A 17,317-nucleotide genomic window follows, 5' to 3' on the forward strand; every position below is an offset into this window, starting at 1 on the left:
GGAAGAAAAGATCATGGAATTTTTCCGTCAGCGATCCGACATCCCCTTCATGCGCCATGCGCTGAAGTTCAACATCGTCTCCACCCTCGCCTTCGTGCTCGCGGTGTTCTTCATCGTGCTGCGCGGCCTCAACCTCTCGGTCGAGTTCACCGGCGGCACGCTGATCGAGATCGGCTACGCCGAACCGCCGCGCATCGAGGACATCCGCCAGGCGCTCGCGCGCGACGGCTACCCCGACGCGCAAGTGCAGAACTTCGGCAGTGCGCGCGAGATCCTGATCCGCATGCCCAACCGCGAGGACCTGGACACCAGCCGCATCTCCGAGCGCGTGATGGCCACCCTGCAGTCCGTCGAAGGCCCCGAAGCGCAGCTGCGCCGCGTGGAGTTCGTGGGTCCGCAGGTGGGCAAGGAACTCGCAACCGACGGCGCAATGGCGCTGTTGCTGGTGATCATCGGCATCATGGTCTATCTTGCCGCGCGCTTCGAGTGGCGCTTCGCTGCGTCGGCGATCATCGCCAACCTGCACGACGTGATCATCATCATCGGCTTCTTCGCCGCATTCCAGTGGGAGTTCTCGCTGCCAGTGCTGGCGGCGGTGCTGGCGGTGCTGGGCTATTCGGTGAACGAGTCGGTGGTGGTGTTCGACCGCGTACGCGAAACCTTCAAGAAGAAGCGCAACATGGACACGCCGGCCGTGCTCGACCACGCGATCACGGCAATGATCTCGCGCACCGTGATCACCCACGGCAGCACCCTGATGATGGTGGTTTCGATGCTGATCTTCGGTGGTGAAACGCTGTATTACTTCGCGCTCGCCCTGACCATCGGCATCTGCTTCGGCATCTACTCTTCGATCTTCGTCGCCAGCCCGCTGGTGATGTGGCTGGGCGTTTCGCGCGAACAGTTCATCAAGCCGAAGAAGGAGAAGGAAGAGGCGGTGGTCTGAGGCCGCCCTCTTCGGAAAGACAAAGGCGCCCTGCGGGCGCCTTTGTCTTTCCGGGCGGAGCGATCCACGCTGAAATCTTGAGCACTCATGCGCCGCGCAAGATCTCACATCGCAAAAACCTGCTTCACCCTGAGCGTCTCTCCTCGCTCAATCAGGCCGATCAAACGGTCGATGTTGGGATGCTTTCCGGGGTTGCTGCGAGCGTCCTCGCTGTGCTCGGCGTAGAGCTCCAGGCCCTTCCTGGCCGCTTCCGGACTGATGGCGCCGTAGAGCTGGGCAAGGTGATTGTAGACCGCCAGCGAACCGGCCTGGCCGGGCTTGTTTTCGATGGTGGCGACGACCGCGTCGGCGGCATCGATCAGGTTCAGTGCAGCGAGGTGGGAGATGCCGGGCAGGGTCTTGAGGTTGTCGGCGAAGGCCATTGCGGGCTCCTTGTCGTGACGGCGCCACCTCGAGGGTGGCGCCGGGATGGTTTGTAACGCGGATTGCACAGCAAGGGCCGGTTTGAAGGGTCGGCCCGGTCAAACAGGGATCAGATGCGCCGCGCCAACTCGGCCGCCTTGCCGACATAGCTCGCCGGCGTCATCGCCAGCAAGTGGTCACGAGCCTCGGCGGGGATGGCGAGCGTGCGGATGAAGTCGTGCAGTGCCTCGCGCGTGATGCCCTTGCCGCGCGTCATGGCCTTCAGCTGCTCGTAGGGATTCTCGATGCCGTAGCGGCGCATCACGGTCTGCACCGGTTCGGCGAGCACCTCCCAGCACTCGTCCAGGTCGGCCGCCAGGCGAGCGGGCTCGGCCTCGAGCTTGCCCAGGCCGCGCAGGCAGCTGTCGAGCGCGAGCACGGTGTGGCCGAAGCCCACGCCCATGTTGCGCAGCACGGTCGAGTCGGTGAGGTCACGCTGCATGCGCGAGATCGGCAGCTTCTCGGAGAAGTGCTTGAGCACTGCGTTGGCGAGGCCGAAATTGCCCTCGGCGTTCTCGAAATCGATCGGGTTGACCTTGTGTGGCATGGTCGAGGAGCCGACCTCGCCTTCCTTGAGCTTCTGCTTGAAGTAGCCGAGCGAGATGTACATCCAGATGTCGCGGCAGGCGTCGATCAGCATGGTGTTGCCGCGCGCGACCGCGTCGAACAACTCGGCCATGGCATCGTGCGGCTCGATCTGGATGGTGTACTCGTTGAAGGTGAGCCCGAGCGACTCGATGAAGCGACGGTTGAAGCCCTCCCAGTCGAATTCCGGCCAGGCCGACAGGTGGGCGTTGTAGTTGCCCACCGCGCCGTTGAACTTGGCGCACATCGCGACGCCAGCAATGGCGGCGCGGGCGCGCATCAGGCGCGCGGCGATGTTGGCCATCTCCTTGCCGAGCGTGGTCGGGCTGGCGGGCTGGCCGTGGGTGCGCGACAGCATCGGCAGGTCGGCGAGCGCGTGCGCCAGTTCGCGGAAGCGCGCAATCACCGCATCGAGGGCCGGCAGCAGCACGCGGTCGCGGCCTTCGGCCAGCATCAGCGCGTGCGACGTGTTGTTGATGTCCTCCGAGGTGCAAGCGAAGTGGATGAACTCGGACACCTTCATCACCTCGGCGTTGTGGCCGAGGCGCTTCTTGAGCCAGTATTCCATGGCCTTGACGTCGTGGTTGGTGGTGGCCTCGATGGCCTTCACCGCCTCGCCGTCTTCGGTCGAGAAGCTCGCCACCACAGCGTCGAGCTCGGCCACCGTTGCCGCCGAAAAGGGCGCAATCTCCGCCAGCGCGGGCTCGGCCGCGAGCGCCTTCAGCCATTCGACCTCGACCTTGACGCGATTGCGGATCAGGCCATGCTCGGAAAAATGGTCGCGCAGGCCGGCGACCTTGCCGTGGTAGCGGCCATCGAGCGGGGACAGGGCGGTCAGCGGGGACGGAACGGCATTGGACATGGCGTGGGCTTCCGGGAAAAAGCTGATATTTTAACGCCTCCCCTCCCCGCACCAGAGAACAAAAAACCATGAGTACCCAGGAGCACTACCGGATCGAAGTCACTGCCGTCGCGGAATACGTCACCGAACAGTCCCGCCCGGAGGACAACCATTACGTGTTCGCCTATCACGTGACGATCCGCAACACCGGCACGGCCCCAGCCCAATTGATCGCCCGTCACTGGGTGATCACCGACGGCAATGGCAAGGTCCAGGAAGTACACGGCCAAGGGGTGATCGGTGAGCAACCCACGCTCGCGCCAGGGCAGAGCTTCCGCTACACGAGCGGTTGCGTGCTCGAAACCCCGGTCGGCACCATGCAGGGGCGCTACCACATGCTCGGGGACGGCACCGACCGTTTCGAAGCGGAAATTCCCCCTTTCACACTGGCGATGCCCCGCGCCCTGCACTGAGCGCGCCGGGAGATGTGCGTCAGAAATCCAGCCGCAGGGACAACCAGTGCTGGCGACCGACGATGCGCTCCATGCGCTCTTCGGCGTGTGCGCCGTTGAGCGACTGCACCGTGTAGGCGATCTCGCCGCCGCTGGCAATTCCTTTGATCGGATAGGCGAGGCGCAGGTCGGTGCGGTTGTAGCTGTCGGTTTCGGTGTTACGGGTCCATTTGATGTCGTGCACCCAGTACCGCGCCACCGAAAGGTCCAGCCCCAGCGGCAGACGCTGCATCCAGAGTAGCGAAGTGGCCCGCCGCGGCGCAGACTGTTCGGACAAGGCGAAATAGAGGGCGGCCCGCGCCGGACCGGCGAAGTTGCTTCCGGTCGTGGCGTTGAGCGCACGCCCGACCGCGCTGAACCCGGCGTCGATGTCGACATGGGCATGCCCGACCACGATCCGTGTGGCGTCGACCGGCTGCCATTTCCATTGCAGTTCCTGGCCACGAATTTCCAGATCATGAACAGCCTGCACCGTATCCGGGCCGGTCGCAGTCGTCCTGATGCGGTGGATCTGGCGGTCGCTCAAGCGCTCCCGGAAGACACGCACGTCCAGGCTCATGCGCGCCGCGGACCAGTCTCCGAGGTAGCCGAGCTCCCAGCTGTCGAGCCCTTCGGCCGGTAGCGCTGGGTTGCCCGCCCACTCGATCTGCCCGCGTCGGTCGATCTGGTTGGCCGTGTAATCGAGCGTGCCCGGCGTGCGCCAGGCTCGCACGTAGCCCAGACGGACCGTGTTCTGCCCGTCGAAGTGGAAGCTCGCGCTGGCCCGCCGCGCGAGGTGTTCGCCCGCGAGCGAATCGTACTCATGGGACAGGCCGACGTTGCCGGTGAGCCAGTCGCGCGGCTTCCACTCCATGTTGGCGAACAGACGGCCGACATCACGGCTGACACGGCCGATGCCATGGAGCATGGTCGACGACTCGAGCGCATCATGCCGCCAGCCCCCGCCCCATACCATGCGCAGCGAGTCGGCGGGCAGAAAGGTATGGAGCGCCTCCAGTTCATGGCGTACGCCACGCCCCCCGCTCGGGTTTAGACGCCCCAGCTCCGGCCGACCCTCGACCGCGAAACCCGCATCGAGGCGATCCACGTGATGGGTGTAGCGCAGCGAAAGGTCTGCAGTCTCGGACAAGGTTTGCAACCAGCGTGCCTGCACCCAGGTCGATGCCTGATCCGAGGGCCGCAGCGGGTCGGACGCACGGGGCCCGATGGCGGTGCCGTCGTCGTTGATCGCGAGCCGCCCAACAAGGTGGCGTGCTTCGACACGGCCGAACTGCAGCTCCAGCAAGCTGCGCGCAGCAAGCTGGAACTCAGCCCTGAAATCGAACAAGCGGGAGCGGTTCTGATCACGCCAGTCGCGATCGGCCGGCGCAACGGCCCGGTAGTCCAGGCCGTCGTCCGCGCGCTCCTCGACGCTCAACCGGAAAAGACCGCTTTCTCCAAGGGCACCGCCACCGCGCACACTGTAATCGCGCACACCACCACTCCCCTGGCGGGTGGCCACCGACCAGCCCTGCACAAAGGCGGGCGCCACGGTGACGATATTGATCACGCCGAGGAAGGCATTGGTGCCGTACGAGGTGGTGTTCGAGCCCCGTACCACCTCGATGCGCTCGATGTCATCGAGCGCAACCGGCACCAGCTCCCAGTTCATGCCGCCGCGAAAGAGCGGCGAGCTCCCGCCGGCACCCCGATGGTTCAGACCCGATGCTGTCCATACTCGACGACTCGCCCACGACCGGCGTGTTTCGCGGCATAACAAGCGTGGTCGGCCGCCTGCATCAGCATCGATGCGTCATCCAGCCCCTCCTCCATGCGTGCAAGCCCCACGCTCGCTCCAACCATGAAGTGTTGGTCATCGCACACGAAGTCATGCCCACCCACGGTCTCGCACAGTGAAGTGGCGATCACGAGGGCATCGTCCCGCGCACAGCCACGCAGGATCACCGCAAACTCGTCGCCGCCGATACGGAAGACCTGGTCGCCGACCCGCAGGCGCATGCGCAGCAGTCCTGCCAGCTCACACAGCAGCCGGTCGCCCGCGGCGTGACCGCAGGTGTCGTTCACCGGCTTGAAGTGATCCAGGTCGATGTACAGCAAGGTCACCTGATCACCCGCGCGGCGGTGCGTGGTCACCGCCTGCTCGATCGACTCCTCGAACGCGCGCCGGTTGGGCAAGCCAGTCAAGGGGTCGTGGCGGGCCTGATGCGCCAGCAGTGCGGTCGCCTCATCGATACGCGCCTGCAGTGTGCGCTGGCTCTCGGCGATCGACTCCGCCATCGCGTTGAACCCGGACTCGAGCGCACGCAATTCTCCACTCCCCGACTGTGCTGGAACGCGCGTTTTCAGATCGCCCGCGGCCATGCGGCGGACCGCGCGCACCAAGGCTTCCACCGGGTTGGCGACCGAGCGCGCCAGGCGCAGCGCCATGAACATCGCACTGAGCAGCGCCAGCGCAGCCACCGCGCCCACGACCAGGAACAGCCGCCGCTTGGCGGCGTCACGGACACTGGTATCCAGATCCACCTGCACCCAGCCGAGACGCTCCGCGGGCGCGGCTCCGCCAGGCGCAGGGTAATCCTCGACCTCCGGTGCAAGGCTCAGCACTGCGGCGGCAAAGCTCAGATGCCCCTTGTTCACCTCGACCACGACCTCGTCGCCGTTCGCCGCGCGAGCTGCTTCAGGCAATGTTGCCAGCCCGCGACCGGCAACGCCGAGCAAGGCCCCCTCGGCGTCATAGAACGCGACAGCCGACACATCGGGCTGTTCCAGCGCCCGCGCCATCAAGCCCTCCAGCACCATCGGATTGCCCGAGACCAGCACATACTCCGCCGCAGGACCAAGGAAGCTGACGATCGCGCGCCCACGTGCCAGGGTCGCCTCATCAAGATCGCGGCTGCTCTGGTGGAGGAACAAGCCACCCAGCACGAGCGCGAACAGCACGCTGGGCATGAGCAGCACCAGAATCATCCTGCGTCCGAGTGAAAAGCTGCGCAGCCAGTTCATCGCGTGCCCTCCCCGCCCGCCACGCGTTCACGCAGCACGTCCTCTTCCGGAACGACGATCCCGAGCGCACGCGCTACGGTACGATTCACGGCCACGTCGAAGCGCTCGGGAAAGCGCAGCACGGACAACAGGGGCGCGACATCCCCCGCCCGCACCGACTCGGACCCAAGCAGATCCGCGATGTCGCTCGCGATGTGCTCAGCAGAACTGAACACCGCAGCCAGGGCGCCTGCGCTCACATAGGCGGACGAAAAGGCAAAGATCGGCCGCCGATAGCGGTAGCTAGTCAGCAGGATCGTACGGGCCGCGCCCGGACTCGACACCAGCCCGTCCGGGAGTGGCAGCAGTGCCCCGGCCTTGTCGAGCACCGCCTGCAGCGCCCCGACCAGTTCCTTCGGGTCCGCAACATTGGCCAACTCGACCACGAAGCCCGTACCCTCGGCCGCACGCAGGATCTCCTGCTCCTGAAAACGGCTCTCGGGCCCCATCAGCACACCGATTCTTGCCTCCTCGGGCAGGATCGCGCGGATCAAGCGCATATGGCGTTCGGGCGGCTGGTCCAGCACGACCGCACCCACGCTGCGCGCGGGGTAGGCGGCCTGCAGCCGCTGCACCTCACGGATGCCCACCAGCACCATCAGCACCGGTCGATCGGTATCCCGCAGCGCAATCTCCGCCGCAAGCGCCCCGGTAGTCAGCACCAGACCGGCCGACGAGAGCGCATCCACCTTCATCCCCTCACGCACTGCACCCGCATGAACGACACGATGGGCGCCCGGCTTCAAGGCTGCACGAAAGGCATCGGCGAACTGCTGCTCGGGGCCACTGTTCTCGGACAGCAGCAGCGCAACCTCCACCGCCCGCGCCACAGGGGCTGCGAGCACGAGCACGACCAGCGCAGCGACGAAGGCCATCGGGCGCAGCGCCCGGGCCCAGCATCGCATGCCACCGGTCATTCCGTGCATGGACATCACCATCCGATCTGCAGGGAGGCGAACAGCCGAGGCTGGTGGCGGAACTTCCCGCCATGGAAGTCCGGATACGAACCCTTCACGCTGAGCGCGGTGATCGAAAACTCGTTTTCGCTGCCCGGCGGACCGAAACGCTTGGCGAGCTTTAGATCGAAGCGGTCTGTGCGCGGAATGTAGTCGCCACCGTTCATCCAGTAATACTCACCGTTGTGGTAATAGCCGGCGCTGGCCCGCCAGCGGTCGGGCAACTCCTTGATCAGCAGCAGCGATGTGGTCGCATGCGGTGCGCTGTTCGGGATGTCCTGGTCGGTGTAGGGCGCACCCTTGTCGATGCGGACGAAGGCTTGCGACAGAATCACGCGCCCCCACCCCGGCCGCCGCCAGTCTACGGTGAACTCGGCACCGGTCATGCGGAAATCGTTGCCGTTGAAAAAGTAGAAGGCCTTCTGGCCGAGCGCAAACGGCTGGAAATTGGACGGAGACTCGGCCTTGCAGGCCGCAAGCTGGTAGTCGTCCGGCAGCGTGCCGAGATCGAAGCCCTGCGGGTAGGTCCTGCAGCTCCGGTCATCGATGAAGCGCTCGTAGTGCTCGCGGAAGACCCGTGCATCCAGCGTCAGCCCCAGGGAGGGGAGCTGCGCCATGTAGCCCAGGTCGACGAAGCGCATGCGCTCCGCCTCGAGTGGCCCCAGGCTCCGGAACAGGATCCGGCGGATCAGGTCCCCTTCACGGTATGTCTGGAACGCACGCGACTCCATCAGACTCGGGGCCCGATACGCCGTGCCGGCCGACACCCGCAGCGCAGACGTCTGGTCCAGCATGTAATTGGCCGCAAACCGCGGGGAGAACAAGCCGCCGTTGTAGTGATGATCCTCGAAGGTCCCGCCAAGATTCAGCCGTAGGGCCTCGATGGGCCTCCACTCCACGCTGCCGAAGATCTGCCCATGGGTCGCGTCGAGCCAGTCGCTCGTACCGAAGAGCCCCAGCGATCGCGCACGCTCCGAGCGCAGGCCCAGGCCGAGCATGCCGGTCAGGGATGCGGACAGGCGCGTGCTGTATTGCAGCTCGAGGTCGTTGCGTTGCACCTCGCTGTCACGGTCTGTGCCGAAAGTGTGCGGCACGCCCGCCGCGTCGACCTGGCGCACCGGCCAGTTGCCCCGGGAACGCTCGTTCTGATGATAGAACTGCACACTCAGCAGGGAGTCGATGCCAATCGCGCGCTCCCAACCGGCCTGCAGATACAGGGAACGGTCGCGTTCGACATGCTCGGGGAAGTCATCGTAGTCGGGCGATCCGCGCCAGCTCGGCCCCTCGCTGAAGCCCAGCTGTAGCGCGAGGCTGTCCTGCGGCGTCATCTGCAGCGCCGCATTGAAGTTCGCCACATTACGCGTCAGCCTTTCCGCCCCGTGCCAGCGCTTGAACGTGGGCAGATTCTCGAAATGGGATTCGAAATTGACCGCCGAGCGGCGCGAAGCCGAGAGCCTCCAGTCGAGAGCGCCCTCAGCCGCGCCGTTGATGCGAACCCCGTAGTCGTAGAAGCGGTCCTTGCCGGCGCGCAGGATCACCGTCTTGCCCGCCTCCGTCGCTGGCGCACGGGTGATGAGGTTGATCACCCCCTGGTAGGCATTCACCCCATAGGCAGCGCCGTTCGGCCCACGCACGACCTCGATGCGCTCGATATCGTCGACGCGCAAAGGCAGGCTGTCCCACCGGGTGTCGCCCCACAGCGGGCTGTTGATGGTGCGCCCGTCGATCATGACCTTGATCCGGCGATCGTAAGCATCGCCGAGCCCATGACGCGCGACCGAAGGCTGCGAGTCGGCGATATCGGCGACCAGAAAACCAGGTGCCAGACGCAAAAGATCGTGGATCTCGGTAAAACCCGAGGCTGCGATCATCTCGCGATCGATGATCGTGACAGGCGCTGGCGCATCCAGCGGCGACTGCGCAAGTCGCGACGCCGTCAGCACGAGCGGGATCTCGTCGAAAAAGGGGCCGCTCGCCCTGACCGCCGGCGCGAGCAGGCAGGACGACGCGAGCAAAGCCGCGACGGTCCTGTGCATGCCACGCCTGCCCCCCGAATACAATCTCTTCATGCCTCGCTCTCTCTGCAGGCTCGGTTTACCCACGCTCCGTCCCCTGACGCCTCCGCGCTCCACGAGCCGGATTGTGCCCGGAACGGAAACACTGCAGCGGGGCATCCGGCTCGGTCAGTGAAGCACGTCACGCCCTCGCTGGCCGGAACGGCAACGCCTTATTGCGGATCAGCTGCGGTAATCCGCGTTGATCTTCACGTAATCGTACGAAAAATCGCAGGTCCAGACGGTCGCCGCGGCATCGCCGCGCGCAAGATCGATGCGCACCGTGAGTTCGGCGTGCTGCATGATCCGTGCGCCGGCCGCCTCGACATAGCTCGCCGCCCGCCCGCCGTGCTCGGCCACGAGCACGGACTCCTCAGGACAGCCAAGCCACACGCGCAGCTTTGACACGTCGAGATCATCGATACCCGCATAGCCAATTGCAGCGAGGATGCGTCCAAGGTTGGGGTCGGAAGCGAAGAAGGCGGTCTTGACCAGGGGCGAATGTCCCACTGCGTAGGCGACCTTGCGGCACTCCTCCCGATCCTTGCCCCCCTCCACGGCAATGGTCATGAACTTGGTCGCCCCCTCACCGTCGCGCACGATGGCCTGAGCAAGCGCGATCGAGACCTCGACCACCGCATCGCGCAGCACCTTGTAGTCGGCACTCGCTGCGTCGGTGATCTCGGCATTGCCCGCAGCACCGGTGGCGATGAGCACGAAGGAGTCGTTGGTCGAGGTGTCACCATCCACGGTGATGCTGTTGAAGGACAGGTCGGCCGCTTCCTTGACCAAGCCCTCGAGCAGCGTCTGGGACACTGCCGCGTCGCAGGCGAGAAAGCCGAGCATGGTCGCCATGTTCGGCTTGATCATGCCCGCACCCTTGCTGATACCCGTGAGCGTGACCGTGCAGCCGCCGATCTGCACCTGCTTCGACACTGCCTTGGCCAGCGTGTCGGTAGTCATGATCGCATGCGCAGCGTCGAACCAGCCCTCGGCGCGCAGGTCGGCCATCGCCCTCGGCAGACCCGCGACCAGGCGGTCCATGGGCAGCGGCTCAAGGATCACCCCGGTCGAGAACGGCAGCACTTGGCCAGCCTCGATACCCATCTCCTGCGCCAGCGCGGCACAGGTGGCATTCGCGTTGGCCAGGCCCGGCTCGCCGGTACCGGCATTGGCCACCCCCGTGTTGATCACCAGCGCGCGGATCGCGCCGCCCGCAAGGTGCGCCTTGCACACCTGAACGGGCGCGGCACAGAAGCGGTTCGTGGTGAACACGCCCGCGGCGCGGCTCCCTTCTTCCAGCGCGATGACCGTGAGATCGCGGCGGTTGGCCTTGCGGATGCCCGCCTCGGCAACACCAAGGCGGACGCCCCCAACGGGCAGCAGATCGGCGGGGTTCGGGGTGTTCAGATTGACGGCCATGCGGATCTCCGGAAGTGCACACACCGGCAGCGGGAAGGCCGGCGGCGTCGAGTCGCCGAATGATAGCGGATTCAGGCTACCGGAAAGGGTTTGGCGCAAGCGGCGGAAACGCCGCACGCCCCCCTCCGCCCCCTCGGCCAGGCCGGCAAGCCGATGCGACAGGCATGCCTACAACGCCGGATGACCGCTTTCATGCGGGCAGCGCGCCGAAAAACGTCGACCCGAAATACGTGCGCATGACCGCGTGCCTGAACGAACGAGGGGGACGGCTCCTTCCGGAACCGCCCCCCTCGTTCGCTCACACCCTTACCCGGCGCGGACAGTCGTCCTCCCCGGGCCCGGCTCAGCTGAGCTTACCGTGGCAGTGCTTGTATTTCTTGCCCGAGCCGCAAGGGCAGGGATCATTGCGCCCGACCTTGGGGCCGGCGTTTACCTGCGGCTGCGCCGCTCCTTTCTCGCCATCGCCCGTGCCCAGTGCCTCGTCATAGTCGGCATGCTGATACTGCACGTTCTCGACCTGCTGCGGCTTCTCGGCTTCTTCGAGCTGCGCCTCGGTGCGGATCTGCACCGTCATCAGGATCTTGGTGACGTCGGCGCGCACGGTGTCCAGCAAGGACTCGAACAACTCGAAGGCCTCGCGCTTGAACTCCTGCTTGGGGTTCTTCTGCGCATAGCCGCGCAGGTGGATGCCCTGGCGCAGGTGGTCCAGCGCGGCGAGGTGCTCGCGCCAATGGTTGTCCAGACTCTGCAGCATCACATTGCGTTCGAACTGGTGCCAAGCCGCCGGATCGACGATCGCCGTCTTGGCGGCGTAGGCTTCCTCGCCGGCCTGAATGACGCGCTCCAGGATGGCGTCGTCGTCCAGGCTGGGCTCGGCCTTCAGCCATTCACCCACCGGCACGCGCAACTGGCACTCGCCGAGCAGCGCCTGTTCCAGTGCGGGGATCTCCCACTGCTCCTCCACGCTGTCGGCAGGGACGTAGCGGCGGAAGATCTCGTGCAGCACGCCCTGACGCATCGCGCGGACGGTATCCGAGATGTCCTCGCTCTCGAGCAGTTCGTTACGCTGCTGATAGATCACCTTGCGCTGGTCGTTGGAGACGTCGTCGTACTCGAGCAACTGCTTGCGGATATCGAAGTTGCGCTGTTCGACCTTGCGCTGCGCCGACTCGAGCGAGCGCGTGACCATGGCGTGCTCGATGGCCTCGCCCTCGGGCATCTTCAGCCGCACCATGATCGCGTTCAGGCGCTCGCCGGCGAAGATCTTCATCAGCGGGTCTTCCAGCGACAGATAGAAGCGGCTGGAACCCGCATCCCCTTGCCGGCCGGCGCGGCCGCGCAACTGGTTGTCGATGCGGCGCGACTCGTGGCGCTCGGTACCGATGATGTGCAGGCCGCCGTTGGCGATCACCAGGTCGTGCACCTTCTGCCAGTCGGCGCGCAGGGTGGCGATCTTCGCCTCCTTGTCGGCGTCGGACAGGTTCGCATCCTCGCGCACGGCAGCAACCGGCTTCTCGATGTTGCCGCCGAGCACGATGTCGGTGCCGCGACCGGCCATGTTGGTCGCGATGGTCACCATGCCCGGACGACCGGCCTGGGCGACGATCTGCGCTTCGCTGTCGTGCTGCTTGGCGTTGAGCACCTGGTGGGCGATCTTCGCCTTCTTCAGTTCCGCAGCGAGGAATTCGTTGGTCTCGATCGAGGTGGTGCCCACCAGGACCGGCTGGCCGCGCTCGACGCAGCCGCGGATGTCCTCGATCACCGCATCCCACTTCTCCTTCGCGGTGCGGTAGACCTTGTCGTTCCCGTCCTTGCGCTGCATCGGGCGGTTGGTCGGGATAACGACCGTCTCGAGGCCGTAGATCTGCTGGAACTCGTAGGCTTCGGTGTCGGCCGTGCCGGTCATGCCGGCGAGCTTGCCGTACATGCGGAAGTAATTCTGGAAGGTGATCGAGGCCAGGGTCTGGTTTTCGGCCTGGATACGCACACCCTCCTTGGCCTCGACCGCCTGGTGCAGGCCGTCCGACCAGCGCCGGCCGGCCATCAGGCGGCCGGTGAACTCGTCGACGATCACCACCTCGCCGTTCTGCACCACGTACTGCTGATCCTTGTGGTAGAGGGCGTGCGCACGCAGCGCGGCATACAGGTGGTGCACCAGCAGGATGTTGCCCGGGTCGTACAGGCTGGTGCCTTCGGCCAGCATGCCCATGCGCACCAGGATCTGCTCGGCGGTTTCGTGGCCCTGCTCGGTAAGCAGCACCTGATTGGCCTTGAGGTCGACGGTGTAGTCGCCGGGCTCGAGCACCGCGTCCTTGTCGTCCAGCCCGCCTTCCTGCCTCTTCAGCATGGGCGCGACCTGATTCATCTTGAGGTAGAGCTCGGTGTGATCCTCGGCCTGCCCCGAGATGATCAGCGGCGTGCGCGCCTCGTCGATGAGGATGGAGTCCACCTCGTCGACGATCGCGAAGTTGAGCCCGCGCTGCACACGCTCATTGGCCGCATAGACCATGTTGTCGCGCAGGTAGTCGAAGCCGAACTCGTTGTTGGTGCCGTAGGTGATGTCGGCTGCGTAGGCGGCCTGCTTCTCGTCGTGCGGCATGCGCGACAGGTTGCAGCCGGTGGTCAGGCCGAGGAAACCGTAGATCCGCCCCATCCACTCCGCGTCACGACTGGCCAGATAGTCGTTGACCGTGATCACATGCACGCCCTTGCCGCCAAGCGCGTTGAGGTAGGCCGGCAGGGTCGCGACCAGGGTCTTGCCCTCGCCGGTGCGCATCTCCGCGATCTTGCCGTTGTGCAGCACCATGCCGCCAACGAGCTGGACGTCGAAGTGGCGCATGCCATGCACCCGCTTGCCGGCCTCGCGCACCACCGCGAAAGCCTCGGGCAGCAGGGCGTCCAGCGTCTCGCCGTCGGCCACGCGCTGGCGGAACTCCGCGGTCTTGCCACGCAAGGCCTCGTCGGACAGGGCGGCCATCGCCGGCTCGAGCGCGTTGATCTTGCGCACGGTGCTTTTGTATTGGCGGATGAGGCGGTCGTTGCGACTACCGAAAATCTTCTTGAGCAGGCCGGAGATCATGTTTTGGGGTCGAGGTCGATTCGGCAAAGGCGGGAGTTTATCATGGCAATCCGATGCACCTCATCGCGCCTCCATCGGGACCGCGCCTCGCCCTACATGAGCAATCCGCTACGACGCTTTCTTGGCAGCGGCGAAACCCTCGCCCGGCTGCAGGACCACGCCAGCCGGCTGCGCCGCCTGCAAACCGCGCTGGAGTCCGCGCTCGCCACCGCCCTGCCGGCGCAGGCCATCGCGCAGTACCGGGTGGGCAACCTCAAGGACGAGCATCTCGTGGTCTTCGCGCAGACGGCCGCCGCCGCAGTGCGTCTCAAGCAGATCCTGCCCCGCCTGACCGAGCACTTGCGCATGGCGGGCCATAGCGTGCAGGGCATCAAGGTGCGCATTCTCAGCCCCGACGCTATGCCCCCTCCCGAGCGCCCCGCCACGCAGCGCAAGCTCTCCAGCGCCAGCCTCGACCACCTCGCGGATTTCGCCGCCTCGCTACCCGCCGACTCCGAGCTGCGCAGCGCGATCGAGCGCCTCGCACGCCGCGCCCGAACGCAATGACGCGCCCGCTGCGGCCGCGGCCGCGGCGCTCAGGCATGGGAAGTGGCTGACCGGCACCATACGCGCCCGCTGATCACCACACAACTCGGCAGTCACGACAGCGGAAGACTAGATCATCGGCGCCAGAATGCGCTCGATCGCGAACAGGGACAGAAACACGAAGATGAGCACGACCGCAGCGCGAAAGGCTTTCCACGCCCAGGCCTTGTAGCGCGGGTTGCCGGTGAGTTGCCACAGGATCACCGAGCCGCCGATCGCGAGCACTGCCAGCAGCAGGAGCAGGCGCATGATCAGCATGCCGGGGCGCCTCCCGGCGCCGCGGGACGAGCGTTTCGTTTCATGCAGCAACCGACTGTGCGCATGCGCATCGTCATGCGAAGGCGTGGCCCAGGGGTGCGAACTGGTGCGAGACGGCGGCCGGCGTGACGGCTTCTCGCTCGAAGCTGACGATCTCCCAGGCTTCCTTGTCTTCCAGCAGCACGCGCAGGATCTGGTTGTTCAGCGCATGCCCCGCCTTGTGGGCGGAGTACGCCGCAAGCAAGGGGTGGCCACACAGGTACAGGTCGCCGATCGCGTCCAGCACCTTGTGCTTTACGAACTCGTCCCCGTAGCGCAGCCCTTCGGCATTGAGCACGCGGTACTCGTCCATCACGATCGCGTTCTCCAGGCTGCCGCCCAGCGCGAGCCCGTTGGCGCGCATGAACTCCACGTCCTGCATGAAGCCGAAGGTGCGCGCCCGCGCGACGTCGCGGACATAGGAGTGTTCGGCGAAGTCGATCATGACCTTGGTCGAGGTCGAGTCGATTGCGGGGTGGTTGAAGACGATGGAAAAGGAGAGACGGAAACCGTCGTACGGCTCCAGCCGCACCCACTTGTCGCCCTCGACGTACTCGACAGGCTTCTTCACGCGCAGGAATTTCTTCGCCGCTTTCTGCTCTTCGATGCCCGCGGACTGAAGCAGGAAAACGAAAGGCGCCGAGCTGCCGTCAAGGATGGGAATCTCGGGCGCGTCGACGTCGACGTGCAGGTTATCGATGCCAAGGCCTGCAAGCGCGGACATCAGGTGCTCGACCGTGCCGACCTTTTGCCCGCCCTTTTCCAGCCCGGAGCACATGCGCGTGTCGCATACCGAATAGGGGTCAGCAGGCAGGGTCAGAGGGGGATCCAGGTCGATGCGGTGGAAGACGATGCCGGTGTCGGGCGCCGCCGGGCGCAGGCTCAGGTTGACCTTGCGCCCGCCATGCAGACCGACCCCCGTGGCCTTGACGATGGATTTGAGGGTGCGCTGCCTGATCATGGTCTTTTCCTTTTGCGAACGCGGATTTTATCACGCACCCCCGGCAGGTCCCGGCTATCGCTCCGATACGGAACGGCTCTTGCGAAAGCGGATGTTGCAAAGCAGCAACCATAAAGCGAAAAACCCGCAACCGGACCGGAGGCTTCGGTCTGGATGCGGGTTTTCGGGGACGTCTCTGCACACATCGCGGCAGCGTCAACCTGGCGCAGGCGCGCGCTGCGCGGGAGCGGGGCCTGCCCGCGAACGAGGCGGTTTCACGGCCGGGCCCACTCCTGCTCCTACTCGCACTGCACTCCTGCTCCCACGCCCACGGACGAAGCTCAGTCGGCCTGACGGCGCAGGAAAGCCGGGATGTCGTAGGTGCCGACACCGCTGGTGCTCATGGCCTCGACCGTCGAGCTGCGGCGGTTGCGGATCACGGCCGGCACGTCCAGGCTGTTCATGTCGACGTTGCCGCCCATGGACGGACCGTAGGTGCCCGTGCCCTGCACCACCTGCATGACCGGCTGGCGCGCCGCGCGCGGCGCACCGAGCCCGGTAGCCACGACGGTGATGCGGATACGGTCTTCCATGGCGTCCTCGAACACGGTGCCGTACTTGACGAAGGCCTCGGGCGCGGCGAAAGCCTGCACCGTCTTCACTGCATCGCGCACTTCGGACATCTTCAGCGACTTGCTGGCGGTGATGTTGATCAGCACGCAGCGCGCGCCGGAGAGCTCGGTGCCCTCGAGCAGCGGCGACACGGCGGCCTGTTCGGCTGCGATGCGGGCGCGGTCCAGACCGGCGGCCTCGGCCGAGCCCATCATCGCACGGCCCATCTCGGCCATCGCGGTGCGTACGTCCTGGAAGTCGACGTTGACCAGACCGGGGACGTTGATGATCTCGGCGATGCCTCCCACCGCCGAGCGCAGCACGTTGTCGGCGGAGCGGAAGCACTCCTCGAAGCCGGCGTCGTCACCATACACATCGAGCAGCTTGTCGTTGAGCACCACGATCAGCGAATCGACGTGGCGGGTCAGCTCCTCGACGCCGCTTTCGGCGACACGGATGCGGTTCTCGAAGTCGAACGGCTTGGTCACCACCGCGACGGTCAGGATGCCCATCTCCTTGGCGATCTCGGCCACCACGGGCGCTGCACCGGTGCCGGTACCACCGCCCATGCCGCCAGTAATGAACACCATGTGTGCGCCTTCGAGCACCGCGGCGATGTCCTCGCGCGACTCCTGCGCGGCCGCACGGCCCGCTTCGGGCTTGGAGCCGGCACCGAGACCGGTGTTGCCGAGCTGAACCTTGACCGGCGCCAGGCAGCGCTTGAGCGCCTGGGCGTCGGTGTTGGCAGAGATGAAGTGCACGCCCTTCACCCCCTCGCGGATCATGTGATCGACCGCGTTCCCCCCAGCGCCGCCGACGCCGATGACCTTGATCACGGTCCCGGTCGGTTCCTTCTCAACGATTTCAAACATTTGCCTCGCCTCCTGAATTGACGGTCCTGCTCAACACCGAACGCCGATCTGCCTGCATCTAGTATTTTCCGCGAAGTCTACTACTAAATAACCTGCGATGATCCAGCATTCA

The 17,317-nt window shown here is 65.6% G+C and carries 14 protein-coding genes; 3 read left to right on the plus strand and 11 right to left on the minus strand.

Features of this window, described 5'->3' with window-relative positions:
- The first annotated feature begins 13 nt into the window (after positions 1-13).
- Complete coding sequence (gene secF / locus ACNKW1_RS08760) at positions 14-946, plus strand: protein translocase subunit SecF (RefSeq protein WP_418364198.1); 933 nt, start codon at positions 14-16, stop codon at positions 944-946.
- A gap of 104 nt (positions 947-1,050) precedes the next feature.
- Here the strand turns inward: secF and ACNKW1_RS08765 are convergent, their stop codons facing one another.
- Together ACNKW1_RS08765 and purB are read right to left on the minus strand one after the other, a co-directional pair.
- Positions 1,051-1,368, minus strand: coding sequence for a DUF2322 family protein (locus tag ACNKW1_RS08765; RefSeq protein WP_418364199.1), 318 nt, complete (start codon positions 1,366-1,368; stop codon positions 1,051-1,053).
- A gap of 110 nt (positions 1,369-1,478) precedes the next feature.
- Entirely contained in the window at positions 1,479-2,855 is a 1,377-nt protein-coding gene (gene purB / locus ACNKW1_RS08770) for an adenylosuccinate lyase (protein ID WP_418364200.1), read from the minus strand.
- 68 nt (positions 2,856-2,923) lie between these two features.
- Here purB and apaG point away from each other — a divergent pair, with 68 nt between their 5' ends.
- Positions 2,924-3,307, plus strand: coding sequence for a Co2+/Mg2+ efflux protein ApaG (apaG, locus tag ACNKW1_RS08775; protein WP_418364201.1), 384 nt, complete (start codon positions 2,924-2,926; stop codon positions 3,305-3,307).
- Positions 3,308-3,326: 19 nt separating this feature from the next.
- On the opposite strand, the gene ACNKW1_RS08780 is transcribed toward apaG, so the two are convergent.
- The 6 genes from ACNKW1_RS08780 to secA form a co-directional block, all read right to left on the minus strand.
- Positions 3,327-4,997, minus strand: a complete 1,671-nt coding sequence (locus tag ACNKW1_RS08780; RefSeq protein WP_418364202.1) for a TonB-dependent receptor plug domain-containing protein — start codon at positions 4,995-4,997, stop codon at positions 3,327-3,329.
- 44 nt (positions 4,998-5,041) lie between these two features.
- Positions 5,042-6,349 carry a diguanylate cyclase gene (locus tag ACNKW1_RS08785; RefSeq protein ID WP_418364203.1) on the minus strand — a complete coding sequence of 436 codons (1,308 nt, stop codon included), beginning with the start codon at positions 6,347-6,349 and terminating at the stop codon, positions 5,042-5,044.
- Positions 6,346-7,314, minus strand: a complete 969-nt coding sequence (locus ACNKW1_RS08790) for an ABC transporter substrate-binding protein (protein WP_418364204.1) — start codon at positions 7,312-7,314, stop codon at positions 6,346-6,348. The genes ACNKW1_RS08785 and ACNKW1_RS08790 overlap by 4 nt, the downstream gene beginning before the upstream one ends.
- Before the next feature lie 5 nt (positions 7,315-7,319).
- Entirely contained in the window at positions 7,320-9,380 is a 2,061-nt protein-coding gene (locus tag ACNKW1_RS08795) for a TonB-dependent receptor plug domain-containing protein (protein WP_418364205.1), read from the minus strand.
- A gap of 201 nt (positions 9,381-9,581) precedes the next feature.
- Positions 9,582-10,820, minus strand: a complete 1,239-nt coding sequence (argJ, locus tag ACNKW1_RS08800) for a bifunctional glutamate N-acetyltransferase/amino-acid acetyltransferase ArgJ (protein WP_418364206.1) — start codon at positions 10,818-10,820, stop codon at positions 9,582-9,584.
- A 343-nt stretch (positions 10,821-11,163) separates the two neighbouring features.
- The gene (secA, locus tag ACNKW1_RS08805; protein WP_418364207.1) at positions 11,164-13,899 is read right to left on the minus strand and encodes a preprotein translocase subunit SecA; all 2,736 of its coding nucleotides are present in this window, start codon (positions 13,897-13,899) and stop codon (positions 11,164-11,166) included.
- 42 nt (positions 13,900-13,941) lie between these two features.
- On the opposite strand from secA, the gene ACNKW1_RS08810 reads away from it, so the two are divergent.
- On the plus strand, positions 13,942-14,445 hold the full coding sequence (locus ACNKW1_RS08810; RefSeq protein ID WP_418364208.1) for a DciA family protein: 504 nt from the start codon (positions 13,942-13,944) through the stop codon (positions 14,443-14,445).
- Positions 14,446-14,553: 108 nt separating this feature from the next.
- On the opposite strand, the gene ACNKW1_RS08815 is transcribed toward ACNKW1_RS08810, so the two are convergent.
- The 3 genes from ACNKW1_RS08815 to ftsZ all read right to left on the minus strand — a co-directional run bounded on the left by ACNKW1_RS08815 (position 14,554) and on the right by ftsZ (position 17,205).
- A complete protein-coding gene (locus ACNKW1_RS08815) occupies positions 14,554-14,742 on the minus strand; it encodes a hypothetical protein (RefSeq protein ID WP_418364209.1) in 189 nt (62 codons plus the stop codon).
- 73 nt (positions 14,743-14,815) lie between these two features.
- Complete coding sequence (gene lpxC / locus ACNKW1_RS08820; protein ID WP_418364210.1) at positions 14,816-15,742, minus strand: UDP-3-O-acyl-N-acetylglucosamine deacetylase; 927 nt, start codon at positions 15,740-15,742, stop codon at positions 14,816-14,818.
- A 320-nt stretch (positions 15,743-16,062) separates the two neighbouring features.
- Positions 16,063-17,205: a cell division protein FtsZ gene (ftsZ, locus tag ACNKW1_RS08825; RefSeq protein ID WP_418364211.1), complete on the minus strand. Its 1,143-nt coding sequence runs from the start codon at positions 17,203-17,205 to the stop codon at positions 16,063-16,065.
- Positions 17,206-17,317: the final 112 nt, after the last annotated feature.

The sequence above is a fragment of the Thauera sp. WH-2 genome (assembly GCF_048321015.1).
Lineage (GTDB): Bacteria > Pseudomonadota > Gammaproteobacteria > Burkholderiales > Rhodocyclaceae > Thauera.

What these genes read in the sequence shown, in the direction of transcription:
- secF (WP_418364198.1), top strand. Translation starts at nt 14, where the DNA reads ATGGAATTTTTCCGTCAGCGATCCGACATCCCCTTCATGCGCCATGCG.
- ACNKW1_RS08765 (WP_418364199.1), bottom strand. Translation starts at nt 1,368, where the DNA reads ATGGCCTTCGCCGACAACCTCAAGACCCTGCCCGGCATCTCCCACCTC.
- purB (WP_418364200.1), bottom strand. Translation starts at nt 2,855, where the DNA reads ATGTCCAATGCCGTTCCGTCCCCGCTGACCGCCCTGTCCCCGCTCGAT.
- apaG (WP_418364201.1), top strand. Translation starts at nt 2,924, where the DNA reads ATGAGTACCCAGGAGCACTACCGGATCGAAGTCACTGCCGTCGCGGAA.
- ACNKW1_RS08780 (WP_418364202.1), bottom strand. Translation starts at nt 4,997, where the DNA reads ATGAACTGGGAGCTGGTGCCGGTTGCGCTCGATGACATCGAGCGCATC.
- ACNKW1_RS08785 (WP_418364203.1), bottom strand. Translation starts at nt 6,349, where the DNA reads ATGAACTGGCTGCGCAGCTTTTCACTCGGACGCAGGATGATTCTGGTG.
- ACNKW1_RS08790 (WP_418364204.1), bottom strand. Translation starts at nt 7,314, where the DNA reads ATGCACGGAATGACCGGTGGCATGCGATGCTGGGCCCGGGCGCTGCGC.
- ACNKW1_RS08795 (WP_418364205.1), bottom strand. Translation starts at nt 9,380, where the DNA reads ATGCACAGGACCGTCGCGGCTTTGCTCGCGTCGTCCTGCCTGCTCGCG.
- argJ (WP_418364206.1), bottom strand. Translation starts at nt 10,820, where the DNA reads ATGGCCGTCAATCTGAACACCCCGAACCCCGCCGATCTGCTGCCCGTT.
- secA (WP_418364207.1), bottom strand. Translation starts at nt 13,899, where the DNA reads ATGATCTCCGGCCTGCTCAAGAAGATTTTCGGTAGTCGCAACGACCGC.
- ACNKW1_RS08810 (WP_418364208.1), top strand. Translation starts at nt 13,942, where the DNA reads ATGGCAATCCGATGCACCTCATCGCGCCTCCATCGGGACCGCGCCTCG.
- ACNKW1_RS08815 (WP_418364209.1), bottom strand. Translation starts at nt 14,742, where the DNA reads ATGCTGATCATGCGCCTGCTCCTGCTGCTGGCAGTGCTCGCGATCGGC.
- lpxC (WP_418364210.1), bottom strand. Translation starts at nt 15,742, where the DNA reads ATGATCAGGCAGCGCACCCTCAAATCCATCGTCAAGGCCACGGGGGTC.
- ftsZ (WP_418364211.1), bottom strand. Translation starts at nt 17,205, where the DNA reads ATGTTTGAAATCGTTGAGAAGGAACCGACCGGGACCGTGATCAAGGTC.